The organism is Arthrobacter sp. TmT3-37 (genome assembly GCF_054510835.1).
The window spans coordinates 329,873-350,687 of the sequence record NZ_JBTNDU010000003.1 but is presented as its reverse complement, the minus strand read 5'-3'; the positions used below and the strand labels follow the sequence as shown (position 1 = coordinate 350,687).

16 protein-coding genes are annotated in these 20,815 nt (G+C 68.6%); 11 read left to right on the top strand and 5 right to left on the bottom strand.

Annotation, left to right across the window (positions count from 1 at the left end):
- Positions 1–11 precede the first annotated feature (11 nt).
- The 3 genes from ACX80U_RS06655 to ACX80U_RS06645 all read left to right on the top strand — a co-directional run bounded on the left by ACX80U_RS06655 (position 12) and on the right by ACX80U_RS06645 (position 4,513).
- Positions 12–2,558 carry a DEAD/DEAH box helicase gene (locus ACX80U_RS06655; protein ID WP_459267839.1) on the top strand — a complete coding sequence of 849 codons (2,547 nt, stop codon included), beginning with the start codon at positions 12–14 and terminating at the stop codon, positions 2,556–2,558.
- A gap of 87 nt (positions 2,559–2,645) precedes the next feature.
- Positions 2,646–3,122: a GNAT family N-acetyltransferase gene (locus ACX80U_RS06650; protein WP_133081863.1), complete on the top strand. Its 477-nt coding sequence runs from the start codon at positions 2,646–2,648 to the stop codon at positions 3,120–3,122.
- Positions 3,119–4,513, top strand: coding sequence for an alpha/beta fold hydrolase (locus tag ACX80U_RS06645; RefSeq protein ID WP_459267838.1), 1,395 nt, complete (start codon positions 3,119–3,121; stop codon positions 4,511–4,513). The genes ACX80U_RS06650 and ACX80U_RS06645 overlap by 4 nt, the downstream gene beginning before the upstream one ends.
- 102 nt (positions 4,514–4,615) lie before the next feature.
- On the opposite strand, the gene ACX80U_RS06640 is transcribed toward ACX80U_RS06645, so the two are convergent.
- From ACX80U_RS06640 to coaE, 3 genes are all read right to left on the bottom strand, one after another.
- Positions 4,616–5,692, bottom strand: a complete 1,077-nt coding sequence (locus ACX80U_RS06640) for a TerC/Alx family metal homeostasis membrane protein (RefSeq protein WP_133081862.1) — start codon at positions 5,690–5,692, stop codon at positions 4,616–4,618.
- Between the two features lie 260 nt (positions 5,693–5,952).
- Positions 5,953–8,028, bottom strand: coding sequence for an excinuclease ABC subunit UvrB (gene uvrB, locus ACX80U_RS06635; protein WP_133081861.1), 2,076 nt, complete (start codon positions 8,026–8,028; stop codon positions 5,953–5,955).
- Positions 8,029–8,109: 81 nt separating this feature from the next.
- Positions 8,110–9,087 (bottom strand): dephospho-CoA kinase, encoded by a 978-nt coding sequence (coaE, locus tag ACX80U_RS06630; protein ID WP_459267837.1) that lies wholly within the window; start codon positions 9,085–9,087, stop codon positions 8,110–8,112.
- 119 nt (positions 9,088–9,206) lie between these two features.
- On the opposite strand from coaE, the gene ACX80U_RS06625 reads away from it, so the two are divergent.
- Entirely contained in the window at positions 9,207–10,871 is a 1,665-nt protein-coding gene (locus tag ACX80U_RS06625) for a RecQ family ATP-dependent DNA helicase (RefSeq protein ID WP_459267836.1), read from the top strand.
- Between the two features lie 71 nt (positions 10,872–10,942).
- On the opposite strand, the gene ACX80U_RS06620 is transcribed toward ACX80U_RS06625, so the two are convergent.
- On the bottom strand, positions 10,943–11,281 hold the full coding sequence (locus ACX80U_RS06620; RefSeq protein WP_459267835.1) for a hypothetical protein: 339 nt from the start codon (positions 11,279–11,281) through the stop codon (positions 10,943–10,945).
- A gap of 240 nt (positions 11,282–11,521) precedes the next feature.
- On the opposite strand from ACX80U_RS06620, the gene ACX80U_RS06615 reads away from it, so the two are divergent.
- Genes ACX80U_RS06615 through ACX80U_RS06605 form a run of 3 tightly spaced genes read left to right on the top strand, consistent with a single transcriptional unit; the run spans position 11,522 to position 13,816 of the window.
- Positions 11,522–12,223, top strand: a complete 702-nt coding sequence (locus ACX80U_RS06615; RefSeq protein ID WP_459267834.1) for a GAF and ANTAR domain-containing protein — start codon at positions 11,522–11,524, stop codon at positions 12,221–12,223.
- Between the two features lie 10 nt (positions 12,224–12,233).
- Positions 12,234–12,647, top strand: coding sequence for a hypothetical protein (locus tag ACX80U_RS06610; protein ID WP_347876227.1), 414 nt, complete (start codon positions 12,234–12,236; stop codon positions 12,645–12,647).
- A 20-nt stretch (positions 12,648–12,667) separates the two neighbouring features.
- Positions 12,668–13,816, top strand: coding sequence for a class I SAM-dependent methyltransferase (locus tag ACX80U_RS06605; RefSeq protein WP_459267833.1), 1,149 nt, complete (start codon positions 12,668–12,670; stop codon positions 13,814–13,816).
- A gap of 142 nt (positions 13,817–13,958) precedes the next feature.
- On the opposite strand, the gene rpsA is transcribed toward ACX80U_RS06605, so the two are convergent.
- Positions 13,959–15,431 carry a 30S ribosomal protein S1 gene (rpsA, locus tag ACX80U_RS06600; RefSeq protein ID WP_133081856.1) on the bottom strand — a complete coding sequence of 491 codons (1,473 nt, stop codon included), beginning with the start codon at positions 15,429–15,431 and terminating at the stop codon, positions 13,959–13,961.
- 379 nt (positions 15,432–15,810) lie between these two features.
- Here rpsA and ACX80U_RS06595 point away from each other — a divergent pair, with 379 nt between their 5' ends.
- The 4 genes from ACX80U_RS06595 to ACX80U_RS06580 are packed head-to-tail and all read left to right on the top strand — an operon-like array spanning position 15,811 to position 20,794.
- Positions 15,811–17,367, top strand: coding sequence for an ABC transporter substrate-binding protein (locus tag ACX80U_RS06595; RefSeq protein ID WP_459267832.1), 1,557 nt, complete (start codon positions 15,811–15,813; stop codon positions 17,365–17,367).
- A gap of 22 nt (positions 17,368–17,389) precedes the next feature.
- Positions 17,390–18,331 carry an ABC transporter permease gene (locus ACX80U_RS06590; RefSeq protein WP_459267831.1) on the top strand — a complete coding sequence of 314 codons (942 nt, stop codon included), beginning with the start codon at positions 17,390–17,392 and terminating at the stop codon, positions 18,329–18,331.
- Positions 18,324–19,154, top strand: coding sequence for an ABC transporter permease (locus ACX80U_RS06585; protein WP_459267830.1), 831 nt, complete (start codon positions 18,324–18,326; stop codon positions 19,152–19,154). Before ACX80U_RS06590 ends, ACX80U_RS06585 begins: the two co-directional genes overlap by 8 nt.
- Positions 19,151–20,794, top strand: coding sequence for an ATP-binding cassette domain-containing protein (locus ACX80U_RS06580; RefSeq protein ID WP_459267829.1), 1,644 nt, complete (start codon positions 19,151–19,153; stop codon positions 20,792–20,794). The genes ACX80U_RS06585 and ACX80U_RS06580 overlap by 4 nt, the downstream gene beginning before the upstream one ends.
- Positions 20,795–20,815 lie beyond the last annotated feature (21 nt).

The following is a 20,815-nucleotide window of genomic DNA, read 5'->3' as shown; positions in this document are numbered from 1 at the left end:
CTGAACGGATCATGAGGATCCAAGAGCACCTGCCCCGGCACGACGACGGCGACCTTCCCGCGGACGCGGTCTACGAGGCCTTCACGGGCTGGGCGACGGCGCGGGGCCTGACGCTCTACCCGGCGCAGGACGAGGCGGCGATGGAGCTCGTCTCGGGGCACAACGTCATCCTCGCGACGCCCACCGGCTCGGGGAAGTCCCTCGTCGCGATCGCAGCACACCTGAAGTCGTTCGCCGACGGGCGTACGAGTTACTACACGGCGCCGATCAAGGCGCTCGTCTCCGAGAAGTTCTTCGCGCTCTGTGACATCTTCGGCCCGGAGAACGTCGGGATGATCACGGGCGACTCCGGCGTGAACCAGGATGCCCCGATCATCTGCTGCACGGCCGAGATCCTCGCGAACCTCGCCCTGCGCGAGGGCGCGGCGGCCGACGTCGACACGGTGGTGATGGACGAGTTCCACTTCTACTCCGATCCCCAGCGCGGCTGGGCGTGGCAGGTGCCGCTGCTCGAACTGCCGCAGGCGCAGTTCCTCCTCATGTCCGCGACGCTCGGAGACGTCACGCGCTTCGAGAAGGACCTCACCGAGCGCACGGGCCGGGCGACGGCGACCGTGACCTCCGTCGAACGACCCATCCCGCTCCACTTCTACTATGTCGAGACGCCGGTGCAGGAGTCCCTCGAGGAACTGCTCTCCACCCGCCAGGCTCCGGTGTACGTGGTGCACTTCAGTCAGGCCGAAGCGATCGAGCGGGCGCAGAACCTGATGAGCGTCAACATCTGCACGCGGGAGGAGAAGGACCGCATCGCCGAGCTGATCGCGACGTTCCGGTTCTCCGCCGGCTTCGGGAAGACACTCAACCGGCTCGTGCGCCACGGCATCGGCGTGCACCATGCCGGGATGCTGCCGAAGTACCGGCGCCTGGTCGAGCAACTCGCCCAGGCCGGCCTGCTGAAGGTGATCTGCGGGACGGACACCCTCGGGGTCGGCATCAACGTGCCGATCCGCACGGTCCTCCTGACGGCGCTCAGCAAGTACGACGGCGTGCGCACGCGCCTGCTCAACGCCCGCGAGTTCCACCAGATCTCGGGCCGTGCCGGCCGCGCGGGCTACGACACGGCGGGAACCGTGGTCGTCCAGGCGCCCGAGCACGTGGTCGAGAACGCCAAGGCCATGGCGAAGGCCGTCTCGAGGTTCGGCGACGACCAGAAGAAGCTGCGCCAGGTGGTCCGGAAGAAGCCGCAGCAGGGCTTCGTCTCGTGGGGGAAACCCACCTACGAGCGGCTCGTCGAGAGCATCCCGGACCCCCTGACGTCGTCCTTCTCGGTGAGCCATTCGATGCTGCTGAACCTGCTCGAGCGACCCGGAGATCCCTTCACGGCGACCAAACGGCTGCTGACCGAGAACCACGAGACGCGCGCTTCGCAGCTGCGGCTGATGCGCCGCGCGATCGGCGTCTACCGCGAGCTCGTCACGGCCGGCATCGTCGAGAGGCTGCCCGAACCCGAGCCTGACGGGCGCCAGGTGCGCCTCAAGGTGCACCTCCAGGCGAACTTCGCATTGAACCAGCCCCTCTCCCCGTTCGCCCTCGCGAGCCTGGAACTCCTCGACCCCGAGGCTCCGGGCTACGCGCTCGACGTCGTGTCCGTCATCGAGGCGACGCTCGAGAAGCCGCGCCAGGTCCTCAACGCGCAGGAGAAGAAGGCACGCGGCGAGGCGTTGGCGGCCATGAAGGCCGAGGGGATCGACTACGACGCCCGCATGGCGCGGCTCGAGGAGGTCACCTACCCGAAGCCGCTCGAGGAACTGCTGCAGCAGGCCTTCGACGTGTACCGGGCCTCGGCGCCCTGGCTCGGCGACTTCGAACTCGCGCCGAAGTCCGTGGTCCGCGACATGTACGAGAGGGCCATGAGCTTCGGCGAGTACGTCGCCTTCTACGCGCTCACGCGGTCGGAGGGCATCCTCCTGCGCTATCTCGCCGACTGCTACAAGGCCCTGCGTCACACCGTGCCGGTCGAGGCCCTCCGGGAGGACCTCAGCGACATCCTGGAGTGGCTCGGCGAACTGGTGCGCCAGGTGGACAGCAGCCTCCTCGACGAATGGACCCAGCTCGCCGCCGGGATCGACGCGGGTGCCGCTGCGGGTGCCGCCGTCGACCTGCCGGAGGAACCACCCTCGGTGACGTCCAACGAGCGGGCCTTCCGCGTCATGGTCCGCAACGAGATGTTCCAGCGCGTCAAGCTCTTCGCCGACGAGCAGGACGAGGCCCTCGCTGCGCTCGACGCCGACTCGGGCTGGACCGCGGACCGGTGGGCGGACGCCATGGACGGGTACTTCGGGGACTACGAGGACATCGACGACGGCCCCGAGGCACGTGGCCCCGATCTGCTCCTCATCACGAAGGTCCCGGGCGCCTGGAAGGTGCGGCAGATCCTCAAGGACCCGGAGGGGAACAGGGACTGGGGCATCAATGCCGAGATCGACCTCGCGGCGTCCGACGAGGCCGGCAGCCCCGTGGTCCGGATCCTCGGTGTCGGGGCGCCCGTCGCTGCCTGACCCCGTTCTCGCCGCCCCGGTCCGCATCGCACCGCGGACACGGTGGCCGCGGGCGGAGGGAGGCGGACGGATGGCTACGCTTGGAGCATGACTACCATTCGGGAGGCACGGCCGGCGGACGTCCCGGTCATCCTCCAGCTCATCCACGACCTCGCCCTCTACGAACGTGAGCCGGACGCGGTGAAGAACACGGCGGAGTCCCTCGACGCCGCGCTGTTCGGGGACGCCCCCACGATCTACGCCCACGTTGCCGAGGCCCGGGGGGAGGTCCAGGGCTTCGCCCTCTGGTTCCTCAACTACTCCACGTGGGAGGGGGTCAACGGGATCTACCTCGAGGACCTCTACGTGCGGCCCGAGGCCCGGGGTGCCGGTCACGGCAAGGCCCTCCTCACCAACCTCGCGAAGCTCGCCGCGGAGCGGGGCTACGCTCGCGTCGAGTGGTCGGTGCTGGACTGGAACGAGCCGTCCATCCGCTTCTACGAGAGCCTCGGCGCCCGGGTGCAGTCGGGATGGAGCACCTTCCGGCTGACGGGCGACGCCCTCGCCGCGGTCGCCGCGTCATGAGCGGGCGCGCCCTGCTGCACGACGACGACCACCGGGCCGGTCATGCAGCCGACCCGGCAGCCGGTCAAGCAACCGGTCATGCAGCCGGTCCTGCCGCCGAGCACACCGTCGGAAGGACGGCCGCCATGCGCGGGCTGCGCGCGACGGGCCACACATTCCGTGTGCCGCTCGACCACGCGGACCCGGCGTCGCCGTCCATCGAGGTGTTCGCGCGCGAGTACTCGTCCCTGGACCACGGCGACGACGAGGTCTCCCGCCTCCCCTGGCTGCTGTTCCTCCAGGGCGGACCCGGCGGGCGGGGGGTCCGCGCCACGCAACTGTCCGGGTGGCTGAAGTCCGCGGCCAGGGAGTTCCGGATCCTCATGCTGGACCAGCGGGGCACGGGGTTGTCCACCCCGGCCGACGCCATGACACTCGCGTCGCTGCCGACGCCCCAGGCCCGGGCGGACTACCTCACGCATTTCCGTGCCGACTCGATCGTCGCGGACGCCGAGCTGATCCGCCACCGCCTGGGCAGCCCGCCCTGGACGGTGTTCGGGCAGAGCTACGGGGGCTTCTGCACACTCACCTATCTGTCGATCGCTCCCGAGGGAATGGAGCGCGCACTCATCACGGGAGGCCTCGCACCCCTGTCCGGAGCGCCCGACGAGGTCTACCGGGCGACGTTCCGGCGGGTCGAGGAACGCAATGCCGAGTACTTCTCCTGGTACCCCGGGGACCGGGACCTCGTGACGCGGATCGCCCGCCACCTCGACGCCGTCGAGGAACACCTGCCGAGCGGCGAGCGGCTCACGGCGCGGCGCTTCCAGATGGTCGGTTCGTTCCTCGGTGGCAACACGCGGGTCCACGGCCTCCACTACCTGCTCGAGGACGCCTTCACACAGACCCCGGACGGGCCCCGCCTGTCCGCGACCTTCCTCGAGCAGGTCTCCGGCATCGTGAGCAGGGCGTCCCAGCCGCTTTACGCCCTCCTGCACGAATCGATCTACTGCCAGGGCGCCGCCTCCTCCTGGGCCGCGCAGCGCGTCCTCGAGGAGTACCCGCAGTTCCGCGAGGACGCCGACGCCACCCTCCTCACCGGCGAGATGATCTACGACTGGTACTTCGAGGAGGATCCCGCGCTGCGGCCGCTGCAGGCCGTGGCCGGGATCCTCGCGGAGAAGGATGACTGGGGCAGGCTCTACGACGCCGACGTCCTGGCGACCAACACGATCCCGGCCGCGGCCGCGGTCTACCGACACGACATCTACGTCGATCGGGAGCTCTCCCTGGCGACGGCAGCTGCCGTCCGGAACCTCGAGGTCTGGGAGACGGACGAGTTCCACCACGACGGGATCGCCGACGACGGCGAGGGCATCTTCGAGCGGCTGCTCTCGATGACCCGGCGGTAGCGCCGCCGGTCGACAACGAGCGACGCCGGACGCCGAGGGACCCCGCACATCGTGCGGGGTCCCTCGTCGTCCGGAGGCTCGAGGAGCCTCCGTCAGGCGGTGCTAGTGGCGGGGGTTCTTGGTCCCTGCCTCGTCGGCTGCCTCGTCGAGTCCCTCGTCGACCGCGGGAGAGGACTCTTCCTCGACACCGTCGCGCGCTTCGTTGCCCTCGATGACCCTCGAGCGGATGAGGCTCGCGATTACGGCGATGATGATCGTGGCCACGATGACGGCCAGCGACACGAACGTCGGGATCTCGGGCGCCCACTCGATGTGCTCACCGTTGTTGATGAACGGCAGCTCGTTGACGTGCATGGCGTGCAGGATGAGCTTCACGCCGATGAAGGCGAGGATCACGGACAGTGCGTGCTTCAGGTAGATGAGGCGCGTCATCAGGCCGCCGAGCAGGAAGTAGAGCTGACGCAGGCCCATGAGGGCGAAGATGTTCGCCGTGAAGACGATGAACGCGCTCTGCGTGAGGCCGAAGATGGCCGGGATGGAGTCGACGGCGAAGAGCAGGTCGGTCAGTCCGATCGTCACGAAGACGATGAGCATCGGGGTGAAGACCTTCTTGCCGTCGACGACGGTGCGCACCTTGTTGCCGTCGTAGGACTCGGACATCGGGAGGACGGACTTGAGCTTCGAGATCAGCTTGTTGTCGCCCGCGTGCTCCTCGTCCTCGCCGGAGTCGGTGGCCTGCTTGTAGGCCGTGTACAGCAGGAAGGCGCCGAAGATGTAGAAGATCCAGCTGAAGTTCTCGATGACGGCCGCGCCCAGGGCGATGAAGATGCCACGCAGGATCAGGGCGATGATGATGCCCACCATGAGCACTTCCTGCTGGTACTTCCTGGGTACGGAGAAGCGCGCCATGATGATGATGAAGACGAACAGGTTGTCGATACTCAGGCTGTACTCGGTGATCCAGCCGGCCACGAACTGGCCTCCGTACTCCGGCCCCGTGAAGACGAACATCAGCGCCGCGAACACGAGGGCGAGCCCCACGTAGAAGGCCACCCACAGTCCGGCCTCCTTCATGGAGGGCTCGTGCGGTCGCTTGACCACGAGCAGCAGATCGAACAGCAGGATGATCCCGAGCACGACGAACGTGCCGATCTCAAACCAGACGGGTAACGCGGGCATGGAGTACCTTCCGGAGGGTGCGGTGAATGGCCGTAAGTCTCTCCGCCGCGGCTCGACGCCGACCGACCGCTACGCCCGGCCGAGCGACGATGCTCAGCGTGTTGACGTCCGTAGCGCTTGGGATACTCCCCTACGTTCGGTCCATGGTACCCGCGGAGCGGGAAAGCCGACGACTGATCACCACAGGATGACCACTCGCCGGCTTCCTTGACGTGCCTCCGCCGCTCGTCCAGTGCCGTCCCGAGCGACTGCCCGCAGGATCAGGCGTGGCCTGCGGACTGCATCTGCCGGAGCTCCTTCTTCAGGTCACCCACCTCGTCGCGCAGGCGCCCGGCCAGTTCGAACTGCAGCTCGGCCGCAGCGGCATGCATCTGGTCGGTGAGCTGCTGGATCAGGTCCGTGAGGTCCTCGGCGGGGACCGAGGCCAGCCCCTCGTGGCGGCCCGCGCCCTTCTTCGGCTTCCGGTTCTTGCCCGCTTCCTCGAGCAGGGCGCGCGTATCGGCGTCCTCGCGGTTGATCGTGTCCGTGATGTCCGCGATCCGCTTCCGCAGCGGCGTCGGATCGATGCCGTGCTCGAGGTTGTGCGCGACCTGGATGGCCCGGCGCCGGTTCGTCTCGTCGATCGCGCGTTCCATGGAATCCGTGATGCGGTCGGCGTACATGTGGACCTCGCCGGACACGTTACGGGCAGCACGGCCGATGGTCTGGATCAGGGAGGTGGTGCTCCTCAGGAAGCCCTCCTTGTCGGCGTCGAGGATGCTCACGAGCGACACCTCCGGAAGATCGAGGCCTTCTCGGAGCAGATTGATGCCGACGAGCACGTCGAAGGTGCCCATGCGCAGTTCGCGCAGCAGTTCCACGCGCCGCAGGGTATCGACGTCGGAGTGCAGGTACTCCACCTTCACTCCGTGCTCCAGGAGGTACCCGGTGAGGTCCTCGGCCATGCGCTTCGTGAGGGTGGTGACGAGCACGCGCTCGTTGATCTCGACGCGCTTGCGGATCTCGCCGAGCAGATCGTCGATCTGTCCCTTGGTCGGCTTGACCACCACCTCGGGATCCACGAGGCCGGTAGGACGGATGATCTGCTGCACGAAGCCATCGGCCTTGCCGAGCTCGTACTTGCCCGGGGTGGCGGAGAGGTACACCGTCTGGCCGATGCGCTCCAGGAATTCGTCCCACTTCAAAGGCCGGTTGTCCATCGCCGACGGCAGGCGGAAGCCGTGATCGACGAGGGTCCGCTTGCGGGAGGAGTCGCCCTCGTACATGGCGCCGATCTGCGGGATGGTCACGTGCGACTCGTCGACGACCAGGAGGAAGTCGTCCGGGAAGTAGTCGAGCAGGCAGTGGGGCGCAGAGGCCGGGTCCCGGCCGTCGATGTGGCGCGAGTAGTTCTCGATGCCGTTGCAGAAGCCCATCTGCTGCATCATCTCGAGGTCGTAGGTGACGCGCATGCGGAGCCGCTGCGCCTCGACGAGCTTGTTCTGGGACTCGAGTTCCGCGAGCCGGACCTGCAGCTCGTCCTCGATGTCCTTGATGGCCCGCGTCATGCGGTCAGGGCCGGCGACGTAGTGCGAGGCGGGGAAGACGTACATCTCCTCCTCCTCGCGGATCACGTTGCCGGTCAGGGGATCGAGCGTGTAGATGTTCTCGACCTCGTCGCCGAAGAACTCGATCCGCAGCGCGTGCTCCTCGTACATCGGGATGATCTCGACCGTGTCGCCGCGCACCCGGAAGGTGCCCCGGTGGAAGTCCATGTCGTTGCGCGTGTACTGCATGCCGACGAACTGCCGCAGCAGTTCGTCACGGTTCATCTGGTCGCCCCGGCGCAGCGTGACCATCTTGTTGATGTATTCCTCGGGCGTTCCCAGGCCGTAGATGCAGGAGACGGTCGCGACCACGATCACGTCGCGGCGCGTCAGCAGCGCGTTGGTGGCGGAGTGACGGAGGCGCTCCACCTCCTCGTTGATGGAGGAGTCCTTCTCGATGAAGGTGTCCGTCTGCGGGACGTAGGCCTCGGGCTGGTAGTAGTCGTAGTAGGAGACGAAATACTCGACCGCGTTGTTCGGCAGGAGCTCCCGGAACTCGTTCGCGAGCTGTGCGGCGAGGGTCTTGTTCTGCACCATCACCAGCGTGGGGCGCTGCACCTGCTCGATGAGCCAGGCGGTGGTCGCACTCTTGCCGGTACCGGTGGCGCCGAGCAGGACCACGTCCTTCTCGCCCGCGTTGATGCGCTCGGCCAGTTCCCGGATGGCGGTGGGCTGGTCACCCGCCGGCTGGTACTCGCTGATGACCTCGAAGGGTGCCACGACACGCTTGATATCCTGCGCAAGACTCATGACTTAACGGTAGCCCCTTGCTGTGACACTTCTCCTCGGATCTGCTCGCGGCTGAACCCCGCCGACGGCTGGGCCGGAGGCTCAGGCGGGAGCGGGAGGAGCGGTCACGACCACCGTGACGTCGGTGGCCGGATCGGCCCAGCGGTGTGTCGCGAACGGACCGCCCGCGCCCGGCGGGGCAGCTGCTCCGACTCGCGGGAAGCCGGCGGCGGCGATGGCGCCGGAGACGGCGTCGAACTCCTCCCCCACCCCTGGCAGCACGGACACGGCGGCGGCGGAGACGTCGTCGGGCGGGTGGCGGGCAGCGCCACGGCGGGATTCCACGATCGAGGCGGCGGACGAGGCCGGGAGCGCGGCCCGGAGCTTCGCCGCGATCCGGCGGCCGAGGCCGCTCGTGCCGGGCAGCCCCGCTTCCGCGGGCTGGACGTTCGCTCCGGGCTCATGTGCGCCGGCGTCCAGGGTGTTCCGGAAGGGCAGGATGCGCTGGTGCCACAGGGTATCCGTGGCCGCGAGGAGGTCGGCGAGCCCGCGGTCGTTCGTCAGGACGGCGTCCGCCTCGCGGAGCCGGTCCGTGCGCGACACCTGCGCTTCCATGCGCTGTTCCGCGTCCTCGCGCCGCATGCCCCGCTGATCGACCATCCGCTGGAGCCGGAGCTCGTCCGGGGCGTCGACGACGACGACGAGGTGGAAGCGGGACGCCTGCCCCGTCTCCACGAGGAGCGGGATGTCCTCGACCACGACGGCACCGGCCGGCGCTCCGTCGATCAGCCTCGCCGCCCCCGCACGTACCCGCGGATGCACGATGGTATTGAGGCGTTCGCGCGCGCCGTCGTCGGCGAACACGAGGCGGCCCAGGGCGGGCCGGTCCAGTGCACCGTCGGGCGTCAGCAACCCCGTCCCGAAGGCGGCCACGATCTCGGCGAGGCCTTCGGAACCAGGTTCCACGGCAGCACGGGCGAGGAGGTCGGCGTCGACGACCACGGCACCGAGCTCCGCGAGGCGGCGGGCCACCACGGATTTCCCCGCGGCGATGCCCCCTGTCAGTCCGATGCGCAGCATGAGGCAAGACTAGTCGTGCCTCCCCGCCCAGCTGTCAAGAAGCAGCGGCGCACGCTTCCGGGGCGGAAGTGTCAGTGCCCCGAAATACGCTAAGGGGACTTACCTTTTCGAGGAGGACCGTGACCGTCACCCTGCAGGATCTCAAGGAAACCGCTGCTTCCACCTTCGGCTGGGACCTTCGCCCCGGCCAGAAGCGGGCCATGGAGGCGGTGCTCGATGGGCACAGCATTCTCTGCGTGATGCCGACAGGGAGCGGCAAATCGGCCATCTACCAGGTTCCGGCGCTCGCGATCCCGGGCGTCGCCGTCGTGGTCTCCCCCCTGATCGCATTGCAGCACGACCAGGCGGACGCAATCAACGAGAGCGCCGGCGCCACCCGCGCCCACGTGATCAACTCGGGGAGAAAGAAGAGCGAGATCGAGGCGGCCTGGGCGGCAGCGGCGGACGACGACGAGTCCTCGCGGGCGAAGTTCCTCTTCCTCGCACCGGAGCAGGTCGCACGCGACGAGGTGGCCGCCCGGCTGCGCTCGCTCGACGTCTCCCTCGTCGTCGTCGACGAGGCGCACTGCGTCTCGTCCTGGGGCCACGACTTCCGGCCCGACTATCTTCAACTCGGCCACCTCGTCCGGGACCTCGGTGTTCCCGTCGTCGCCCTGACCGCGACCGCCTCCCACCCCGTGCAGAGGGAGATCGTGGACAGGCTGCACCTGAAGGATCCGGTCGTCCTGGCGGAGGGGTTCGACCGCCCGAACCTCTTCCTCGACGTCGTGCACCACGTCGAGGGAGACGCCAAGCAGCGGGCCGTCCGCGATCAGGTCCTCGGGCTCGAGGGTCCGGGGCTCGTGTACGTCGCGACGAAGAAGGCCGCCGACAGGCTCTCCTCCGAGCTGCAGGAGCGAGGGCGGCGTGCGGACGTCTACCACGCCGGGCGGGTGAAGAAGGAGCGCGAAGCGGTGCACGAGGGATTCCTCGACGGGTCGGTCGACATCGTGGTGGCGACGACGGCCTTCGGGATGGGCATCGACAAACCCGACGTGCGCTTCGTCGTCCATGCGGACGTCTCGGATTCCCTGGACAGCTACTACCAGGAGATCGGCCGCGGCGGACGCGACGGACTCGACGCGCAGGCCATCCTGCACTACCGCCCGGAGGACCTGTCCCTGCGGCGTTTCTTCGCCGCGAAATCCGTCAACCGCAAGCAGCTCCGCGAATTGTTCCTGCTCCTCGCCGCGCAGGAGAAGCCGGTGAAGATGAAGAAACTGAAGGAGCTGTCGGACCTGTCCCCCCGGAAACTCAGCGGGCTCCTCAACCTGCTCGAAGGGTCCGAGAGCATTCGGGACGGCGTCAAGGGCTATCGCGCCAGGAGGGTGCCCGCCGATGACGCCGTCAGGAGGGCCGTCGAGTATGCGGAGAACCGTGAGCGGATCGACGAGTCCCGCATCGAGATGGCCCGTCGCTATGCCGAGACGAAGGGGTGCCGCCGCCAGTTCCTGCTCTCCTATTTCGGGGAGGAACTCCCCGGGCCGTGCGGCAACTGCGGCAACTGCGCCCGGGAGGATCTCACGGCGGATCCGGCGTCCACCGGGGAGAAGCCGATGCCCGACGTGGACGTGCCGTTCGACGTCGACACCGACGTGGAGCATCCCGAATGGGGTCACGGGACGGTGATGGGTTACGAGGAGGGCATCGTCACGGTGCTGTTCGACTCGGTGGGCTACAAGACCCTGTCGGTAGGGCTCGTGGAGGAGAAGGGCCTGCTGACCGCCGGGCCGGCCGCCGGATGACGCGGACGGTCCGGCGGCAGCAGCACTGCCGCCGGCTGTGCAGGGCGGTGGAGCGCCCCGCAGGGCTGCGACTAGCGGGGCTGGGCGGGGTTCGTCGGATCGCCCTGTGAGGGCGGGTTGATCGGCGGGCCGGACGTCGCCGGACTGACCGGCGATCCACCCGCCGTGCTGCTCACCTCGGGTGTCGAGGTGCCCGCTCCCTCGGACAGTTCGGCACCGCCCTGCACCGCCTCCAGGCGCTGCTGCAGGACGAGTTTCACGGGAAGGCGGTTCCCGTGCGCCTCCTCGTAGTCGATCAGCGCGCGCAGGCCTCCCTCGTCGAGGCCCGTAATGCGCGTGGGCAGGGTGCCGAGCGGGATGTGGTCGTAGCCGGGCAACGGTAGTGCGTCATGGCCTGATGATCCGGTCACGTCAACTCCTGGGCTCATTGGGAAGCATGCTTAGTAAAGCCACCCTAGGCACGGGAGCGACCGACGGGCAAGCAGCTCTTGGGTGCGTCGGAGCAGTGGCAGGACGCCACCGGTCGTCCTCCCTACGCCCTCCGCGGGCCGGTGGAACAGCGCATGGAGACCGGGCCGCCGTGTGTATCCTGATACTTTGTATCCCATCCGAACGACTGTGGTGCCGAGGCTGGAACTGTGACTTCTCCGATGGAAGAGCTGACTGTGGTCTTCGCCAGACTCAAGGGCCTCCTGCTCACCGAAGGCAAGGCCGGACGAGCGGTCGAGGACCTTGCCGAGGCCGTGAAGAAGTCGATCCCGGGTTCGCTCGGTGCGGGTGTGTCCCTGATGGACGACCAGGGCCGCAAGCGCAGCACCGGTTACACCGACGACGTGGTGGCCGCCGCCGATGCCCTGCAGTACGAACTGGGCCAGGGCCCCTGCCTGACGGCGTGGGCCGCGGAGACGACCGTGCAGATCGACGACGTCGTATCCGATGACCGATGGCCGCTCTGGCGGAAGGCGGTCGCGGACCTCCCGTTGCGTTCGACCCTCAGCACCGTCCTCGTGCACGACGGCAGGAGCATCGGCGCCCTCAAGGTCTATTCACCCCTCCCGTCCGCCTTCTCGGTCCAGGACCGCAAGCAGCTGGCCCTCCTCGCCTCCCCGGTGGCCACGCTGCTGGGCAGCGCCCAACCGGACAGCGCACCCGCGGCAGCGAGCAGGGCGCTGCAGGCCGCGCTCGGCACCCGGGATCTCATCCATACCGCCCGGGGCATCCTGATGGAACGGCACGGACTGGACGCCGACTCGGCTCTGCGCCGCATGCTGTCGGAAGCATCGACGACGAAGACGGACCTGCGGGCCGTAGCCCTCTCCGTCATCGACGGCACCGCCGGTAGCTCGCACTAAGGCGTAGCCCGTGGAGAACCATCCAGATCACGAATATCAGCGGATCCACCTCCTCCGGGCGATCCGCCATGCGCAGATCGAGGCCAGTGAGCTGTGGCTGCACTACTTCGGCCTGGGCGGAGACGCCGGCGAGTACGAGGTCGAGGCCTACCTCCATGGCTCCTTCACCCTGCCCCCGCTCCAGCGGGACCTCCTCGCCCACGCGGCCAACGAACTGATCGACCGCCTCCCTCCACCGCCCCGCGCCCCCTACAGCACCGATCCCGCCGAGGACGGGGAGCAGCCCGACGGGGACGCGCCCCTGCAGGCGGGCGGGGGTGGCCATGAGGGAACGGCTCTCGACTGGCTCTTCAAGCCGAGGGCCGGCACGGAACCGGAGGCGGACAGCAACGACTCCGACTCCGGTTCTGCCACCGAACCCTGAGCGGACCTAGGATGGTGCGGGTGACTCCGTTCAGCCCCGACCGCCTGCGCCGCCGCCCCGACATCGAGTCCGCGGAGCTGGTCGCCGTCGACGCGGCGGACCGCCTGCTGCTCGACACCGCTGCGGACCGTCTCGCGCTCGGGGGCGGCGTCGCGACGATCAACGACTCCTACGGGGCCCTCACCCTGGGTGCTGTCGGACTGTCGGGCGGAACGCCGATCCGGGTGTTCCAGGACGGCGTGGTCCACGAGCGGGCACTCGCCCTGAACGCCGCCGACGCCGGCATGGCGGACACCTACCGGCCCTGCCCCCTGGACGGCTCGCTGCTCGACGGCGTCGCGACCGTCCTCCTGCGCCTCCCGCGATCGCTCGACGAACTCGACGAGATCGCCTGGACCATCGCCACGCACGGAGCACCGGACGTACAGGTGATCGCCGGAGGCAGGCTCAAACACATGTCCGTCTCCATGAATGCCGTGCTCGGCCGGTACTTCGGGGACGTCACGGCCGGCCTGGCCCGCCAGAAGTCGCGTGTCCTCCGGGCAGCGGAGCCCCGCCCCACGTCCACGTCCACTTTCCCCCGGGCTGCGAGGTTCGACGTCGGCCTCGACCGTCCCCTGGAACTGCGCGCCTACGGCGCGACCTTCGGTGGAGCCGCGCTGGACCCGGGGACCCAGCTCCTGCTCCCCCACCTGCGCGGCCTGGCCGACGCCCTGCCGGACGATCTCCACGCCGGGAAGGTCATCGATCTGGGCTGCGGGAACGGCGCCATCTCGGCCTACCTCGCCCTGACCCACCCGGACCTCGTGGTGCACGCCACGGACCAGTCGGCCTCGGCGACCGCCTCGACGGCCGCAACCGCGGCGGCCAACGGTGTGGCCGACCGGGTCGGGGTGAGCAGGGACGACGCGCTGTCCGCCCTGCCCGACGCCTCGGCGGGCGTGATCGTCCTCAACCCGCCGTTCCATACCGGCAGCACGGTGCATACCGGCGTCGCCCATCGCCTCTTCGACGCCTGCGCCCGTGTCCTGGTCCCGGGGGGCGAGCTGTGGACCGTGTGGAACAGCCATCTCCGCTACCGCCCCGTCCTCGAACGGACCGTCGGCCCGACCCGGCAACTCGACCGCTCCCCCCGCTTCACGGTCACCCGGTCGACGCGGAGGGCATGACCGCTACCGGCGCGCGGATCTCCCGCGGCTGTCCACCGTCCCGCAACCTCCTGGCTGCCGCGGATGGGGGTGGCATGGGATGAAGGAAGGCCCCCGTCCGGTGGACGGGGGCCTTCCTCGGTCTCAGCTGTAGCGCGGCAGCTTACGCTCCGGTCAGCTTCTCACGCAGTGCTGCGAGTGCCTCGTCGGAGGCGAGCGTGCCGGATCCGGTGTCGGCGGCGACGGGCTCCGAGGAGTAGCTCGTCGCGTTCGACTCGACAGGCTCGTTCGCTGCAGCGGCGTCGTCGGACGCGTGCTGGACGACCTGCTTCTTGTGGGCCTCCCAGCGTGACTGGGCCTCCGCGTACTGGGCCTCCCAGGCCGCACGCTGCGTCTCGTAGCCCTCGAGCCATTCGTTCGACTCGGGGTCGAAGCCCTCGGGGTACTTGTAGTTGCCCTCTTCGTCGTACTCGGCGGCCATACCGTAGAGCGCCGGATCGAACTCGGTGCTGTCGGCGTCGACGCCCTCGTTGGCCTGCTTGAGGCTGAGGGAGATCCGGCGACGCTCGAGGTCGATGTCGATGACCTTGACGAAGAGCTCGTCGCCGACGGAGACGACCTGCTCGGCCAGTTCGACGTGGCGGACTGCGAGCTCCGAGATGTGCACGAGGCCTTCGATGCCGTCCTCGACGCGAACGAACGCACCGAAGGGAACGAGCTTGGTGACCTTGCCGGGAACGACCTGGCCCAGCGCGTGCGTACGGGCGAAGGTCTGCCAGGGATCTTCCTGCGTGGCCTTCAGCGAGAGTGAGACACGCTCGCGGTCCAGGTCGACCTCGAGGACCTCGACGGTGACTTCCTGGCCGACCTCGACAACCTCGGACGGGTGATCGATGTGCTTCCAGGAGAGCTCGGAGACGTGGACGAGACCGTCGACGCCGCCGAGGTCCACGAACGCACCGAAGTTGACGATCGAGGAGACGACGCCCGGACGGACCTGGCCCTTCTCGAGCTTGTTGAGGAACGTGGAACGGACCTCGGACTGGGTCTGCTCGAGCCAGGCACGACGCGACAGCACGACGTTGTTGCGGTTCTTGTCGAGCTCGATGATCTTCGCTTCGATCTGCTGGCCGATGTACGGAGCCAGGTCGCGGACGCGACGCATCTCGACGAGGGACGCGGGCAGGAAGCCGCGCAGGCCGATGTCCAGGATGAGGCCACCCTTGACGACCTCGATGACGGTACCGGTGACGACGCCGTCTTCTTCCTTGACCTTCTCGATGTCGCCCCAGGCACGCTCGTACTGAGCGCGCTTCTTGGAGAGGATCAGGCGGCCTTCTTTGTCTTCCTTGGTGAGAACCAGAGCCTCGACCTGATCGCCCACGGAGACGACGTCCCCGGGATCGACGTCGTGCTTGATGGAAAGCTCGCGGGAAGGAATGACACCCTCGGTCTTGTAACCGATGTCGAGCAGGACCTCGTCGCGGTCGACCTTGACGACCGTACCCTCGACGAGATCTCCGTCGTTGAAGTACTTGATGGTGGCGTCGATCGCTGCGAGGAAGTCCTCAGCGGTGCCGATGTCGTTGATGGCGACGACGGGGGCACCTTGCTTCTCGGTGGTGGTGATGGTCATGTAGTTGGGGCTCCGTTGTGGATGTTTACTTGCTCCGGTCAGGACGGACACCGCGATTCCAGCTGGGCCGGGCGCGGGTTCCGATGTCCGGATGTGGACGAAATGGAAAGAACCTCGGAAGGTTCAGGAGAGGTAGCACGCCGAATGGCCTCCGGCTCGTACCGGAAACCACGAGAGCGCACCACGCGCCTGTCCAGTCTAGCTTCGGGGTCCAACAGCGTCAAAGCAATGCGGTCGGGTCGGGGGTCTCCACCGATCGTCTGCGACCTCATCAGTGCGAGGCGGAATACCTCGAGTTTCTATCGACCTCAGGTAAGGCTAACCTAAAGAGTCCCCGCTTCACTTCCTGCCTCCGGGCAGCCCTTCAAGGTGGTCACCCGTGCGTTCGTCCTTCCCGTCCCGTGTCCTCGTGCCCGCGGTGGCCGCCCTCTTCCTCACCGGCTGCGGATTCAGTGGTGGTTCGGTTCCCTCCGATGGCAGCACCGCGGCGGCCGACACGAGCCAGCGCATCGTGGTCGACAACTTCCGGGCTCCGGTGGCCGACTGGGCGCTGGAATCCGATGCCGCCTACATCCTGTCGCTGTCCGGGTGCCTGGAGACGCTCACCCGGTACGACCAGAAGGAAGGGAAGGTCCAGCCCTTCCTCGCCACCGAGTGGAAGCAGGCTTCCCCCCTGGAGTGGGACTTCACCCTGCGCCAGGGAGTCTCCTTCCAGGACGGCACGGAACTGACCGCGGAGTCCGTGGTGTCCGCGCTGAACCACGTCCTGGACGCCGAGGTTCCGGCGCGGGCCTTCAACCGGACGGTGATCAGCTCCGTCAGCGCCGTCGACGCCGATACCGTCCGGGTGAGCACCCCGGAGGAGAATCCCCTGGTGCCGTACCGCCTGGCGAGCGTGAATACCGGCATCCTGGCTCCCGCGGCCTACGGGGACGGCCAGGTGGATCCGTTCGGGCACTGCACCGGCCCCTTCACGCCGGTGTCCGAGCAGCCCAAGCAGTCCCTGACCCTGGACCGCAACGAGAAGTACTGGGGCGGGGACGTGCAGCTCACCGGAGCGGAGATCCGCTTCATCACGAACGGCGCCACGCGGGCGGCACAGATCCAGACCGGGGAGGCGGACATCTCCCTGTCGATCCCCGTGTCCAGCCTGGCGACCCTGAAGGGCGCGCCCGGAGTCACCGTCCTCGAGGCGGACTCGCCGCGCACGGCGACGCTCTATCTGAACAACGGGCGCGCGCCGCTCGATGATGCGGACGTGCGCAGGGCGATACGGAAGGGCCTGGACCTGGACGCGCTCGCGGCCAGCGTGTACGAGGGTGCCGCCCTTCCGGCCACCGGTCCCTTCGCCTCCTCCGAGCCGTGGGCGGACGGCGTGGGCGAGGACCAGGAGCAGGACCTGGACGGGGCCCGCGATCTGCTCGCCGCCGCCGGTTACACCGCTGACCGACCCCTGGAGATCATCGCCATCGTGGAACGTGCGGAGTTCAGCGACGTCGCAGCCGTGATCCAGGAGAACCTGAAGAACATCGGCATCCCGGTGACCATCGAGGCCAAGGAGTACGCAGCGGCGGAACCGGACGTCCTGGCCGGCGACTACGACATGCTGCTGAGCCAGCGCAACCGACTGATCGACATCGCCGATCCCATCGGCTTCCTCACGGCGGACTACACCTGCGAGGGCACGTACAACCTGAGCCATTTCTGCAGTGCGGAGTACGACGGCGTCATCGCCGAGGCGGCAGCGACCGTGGACCAGACCGAGCGCTACGCGTTGTACGCCGAGGCCGGCCGTATCCTCCAGGACGAGGCCGTCAACGCCTGGCTCGTGAACGAACAGGCCACCGACGCTGTCCGCTCCAACGTCCTCTCCTACGTCCAGGACCCGCTCTCCCGCTATGTCCTGACGGCGAAGACCGCCAAGACCGCACCCTAGCCCTCCAGCAGACAGCCCCTCCATGCTGCACTCCATCACCAAACGCATGGCCACCCTGGTGGCCGCCGTCGCGGTGTCCTCCTTCGCGGTGTTCCTCATCCCCTACCTCACCCCGGGGGACCCGGTGCGGAAGATCATCCGGTCACGGGTGGCCGGGGACGCGGTGGACGAGGCCACCGTCCAGGGCCTGGCCGAGAGCCTGGGCCTGAATGACCCCCTTCCTGCCCAGTACCTGCGGTGGGTGGGCGACGTCGCCGGCGGCAACATGGGGCTGTCCTATGTCAGCAGGACCCCGGTGGCGGAGCAGGTGCTGCCGGCACTGGCCGTCACCCTCAGCCTGGTGGTCCTGTCGCTCGGACTGGCGGTCTCGCTCGCCCTCCCGCTGGGCATCGTCTCCGGGCTCCGGCCGGGAAGTGCGGCGGACAAGGCCATCACCACTGTCACGCAGGCCCTCATCGCCATGCCCGAGTACTGGGTGGCGCCCGTGCTGGTCCTGGTCTTCGCCCTCGAACTGTCCGTGCTGCCCACCGCCGGCTGGAACGACCCGTCGTCCGCCGTGCTTCCCGCAGTGACACTGGCCCTGCGCCCCATCAGCTTCTTCACCTCGGCGGTCCGGGCAGGCATCATCGACAGCGCCGCGGCGGACCATGTCCTGGCCTCGCGTGCCCGGGGCCTGAGCCGGGCCCAGTCGGTGGTCCGCCATGTCATCCCGAACGGGCTGGTCCCCCTGTCCACGCTCTTCGCCGTGTGGTTCGCGGGGCTCCTGGGTGGCTCCGTCATCGTGGAGGTCATCTTCGCCGTCCCGGGAATGGGTCGGCTCCTCTTCGATGCCGTCGTCAACGGCGATATCCCGCTCGCGCAGGGCGGAGTGGTGGTGGTCGTGGTCCTCGCGGTCGGCGTCACCACAGCGGCCGACCTCGTCCACCGGTTCCTGAGCCCGGCGCTGGGAGCCTCCCTTGCGTAGCCGGATCACCGGAACGACCGTCGCCGCGTCCGTCCTCGTCCTCATCGTCCTCGTCGTCCTCTTCGCGCCCTGGCTCGCGCCCTATCAGCCCGCGGAGCAGAATCTGACCGAGCGCCTCGCTCCTCCGTCCGCCGGGCACTGGCTGGGCACCGACAACCTGGGCCGGGACACCCTGAGCCGCATCCTCGACGGCGGCCGCTTCTCCATGGCGGTGGCGGCGCTCGCCACCGTGTCGACCTGCCTGCTGGGGGTGGCCATCGGCGTCCTGAGCGCGCGGCGCCGGGGCTGGGTGGACGAGTTCCTGACCCGGACGAACGACGTCCTGCTCGCACTGCCGGAGATGGTGGTGGCGCTGTTCGTCGTGGCGGCGCTCGGGACGGGGTTCGGGCCGTTGCTGCTCGCCCTGACCGTCACGGGATGGACGCCCTTCGCACGGCTGGCACGAGCCCTCGCCTACGACGTCTCCGCCCGTGGCTTCGTCGAGGCAGCGCGCGTGGTGGGCTGCCGGTCGTCGTTCATCGTCCTCCGGCATGTCCTGCCGCACCTGGCAGCTCCCATCCTCGGTCAGGCGGCGCTGCGGTTCGGGCACCTGCTGATCAGTGTGGGAGCCCTGTCCTACCTCGGTCTGGGGGTGCAGCCCCCACAGGCCGACTGGGGGTCCATGATCGCTTCCGCCCAGCCCTTTGCGGACCGCGCTCCGATGGGGATCCTCGCCCCGGGCGTGGTCATCTTCACCGTGGCACTCTGTGTGACCCTGCTGGGCCAGCGTGCGGCGCGCAGAACGGCACCTCCCCTGCTCCTTCCCGCCCGGGCCGACTCGTGACCGCGGGCCTGGTCCTGGACGGTCTCGACGTCGGCACCGACTCCTCCGGGAGCCGGGGTGCGCCACTGCTCGACGGCGTCTCCCTCTCGGTCGGTCCCGGTGAGTTCGTGGCGCTGGTCGGTGGATCCGGCTCGGGGAAGACGCTCACCGCGATGTCCTGCCTGCGCCTGCTGCCGCCTCGGCTCGCCATCACCGGCGGGTCCATCCGGCTCGGTGACCTCGACCTGACCCGGGCCGCCGAGCAGGAACTGAACGGTGTACGTGGGGGCAGGCTGGGGATGCTGTTCCAGCAACCCGGGCGCATGTTCAATCCGAACCGGACCGTCGGACACCACCTCAGGGAACCGTTGCGCCTGCATGCGGGCCTCCGGGGAATGGGAGCGCGCAGCAGGGCCCTCGAGCTGCTCGCCGAGGTCGGGTTCCCGGATCCGGCCCGGGGCCTCAAGGCCTATCCGCACCAGCTCTCGGGCGGGATGGCCCAGCGCGCCATGACGGCCGTGGCGCTGGCGGGGCAACCGGAGATGCTCCTGGCCGACGAACCCACCTCCGCGCTGGACAAGGTCCTGGAACGGCAGATCCTCCAGTTGCTCGACCGGGAACGCCGGGAACGCGGACTGGGCATCCTGTACATCACCCACAACATCGCGTCCGTCGCCGCATACGCCGACCGCGTCCTGGTCATGAGTGCCGGATCCATCGTCGAGGAGGGCGTCACGAGCGAGCTGCTCGCCCGACCCCGGAACCCGTACACCCGGGAGCTGCTGACAGCCGCCCGCCTCGCGCCCGAGTCCCGACGCCGTCAGCCCTCCGCAGAACGCGAGATCCTGGTCCTGGACGGGGTGGGCAAGAGCTTTCCTGCGCCCCGGGGAAAACGCCATACCGCCCTCGAGGACGTCTCCCTCTCCCTCAGGCGCGGGGAGATCCTCGGGATCCTGGGCCAGTCGGGGTCGGGCAAGAGCACACTCGCGAAAGCCGTCGTGGGGCTCGAATCCGTCGATACCGGGTCCATCACCCGTTCTCCCGACGGCGCCGGTGGAGACCGGATCACCGCCGTGCAGCTCGTGTTCCAGGAGCCGCACAGCGCCTTCGACCCCCGCATGACCCTGCGGACCAGCCTCCGCGCACCGCTCCACGCACGCCGGGAACTGACGCCCACGGAACGGGACGACCGGATCAGCGCTGCGATGGAGGAGGTGGACCTGGATAAGAGCCTGCTGGAGCGGCATCCCGGCCAGTGCTCGGGCGGTCAGCTCCAGCGAGCCACCATCGCCCGGGCACTCCTCCTGGAGCCACGGATCCTGATCTGCGACGAGGCCACCTCCGCACTCGACGCGCTCTCGCAGCGCACCATCCTGAATCTGCTGCTCCGCCTGCAACGCGAGCACCACCTCTCCCTGGTCGTCATCTCCCATGACATGGACGTGGTGAGGTACATGTGCGACAGGGTTGCCGTCATCCTGCAGGGGCGGGTGGTCGAGGTGGCCCAGACCCGGGACTTCTTCGCCACGCCCCTGCACCCGCACAGCCGGACGCTCGTCGCCGCGTCGATCCCCTGTCGTGCCGAAGGACTCTGGGCGGCTCTGCATGCTCCCGGGCTGGTCCGGGCGCCGGACGGAAAGGCATCCCGTGACGAGGCCTGACGCGCCGCTACCGGGACCGGC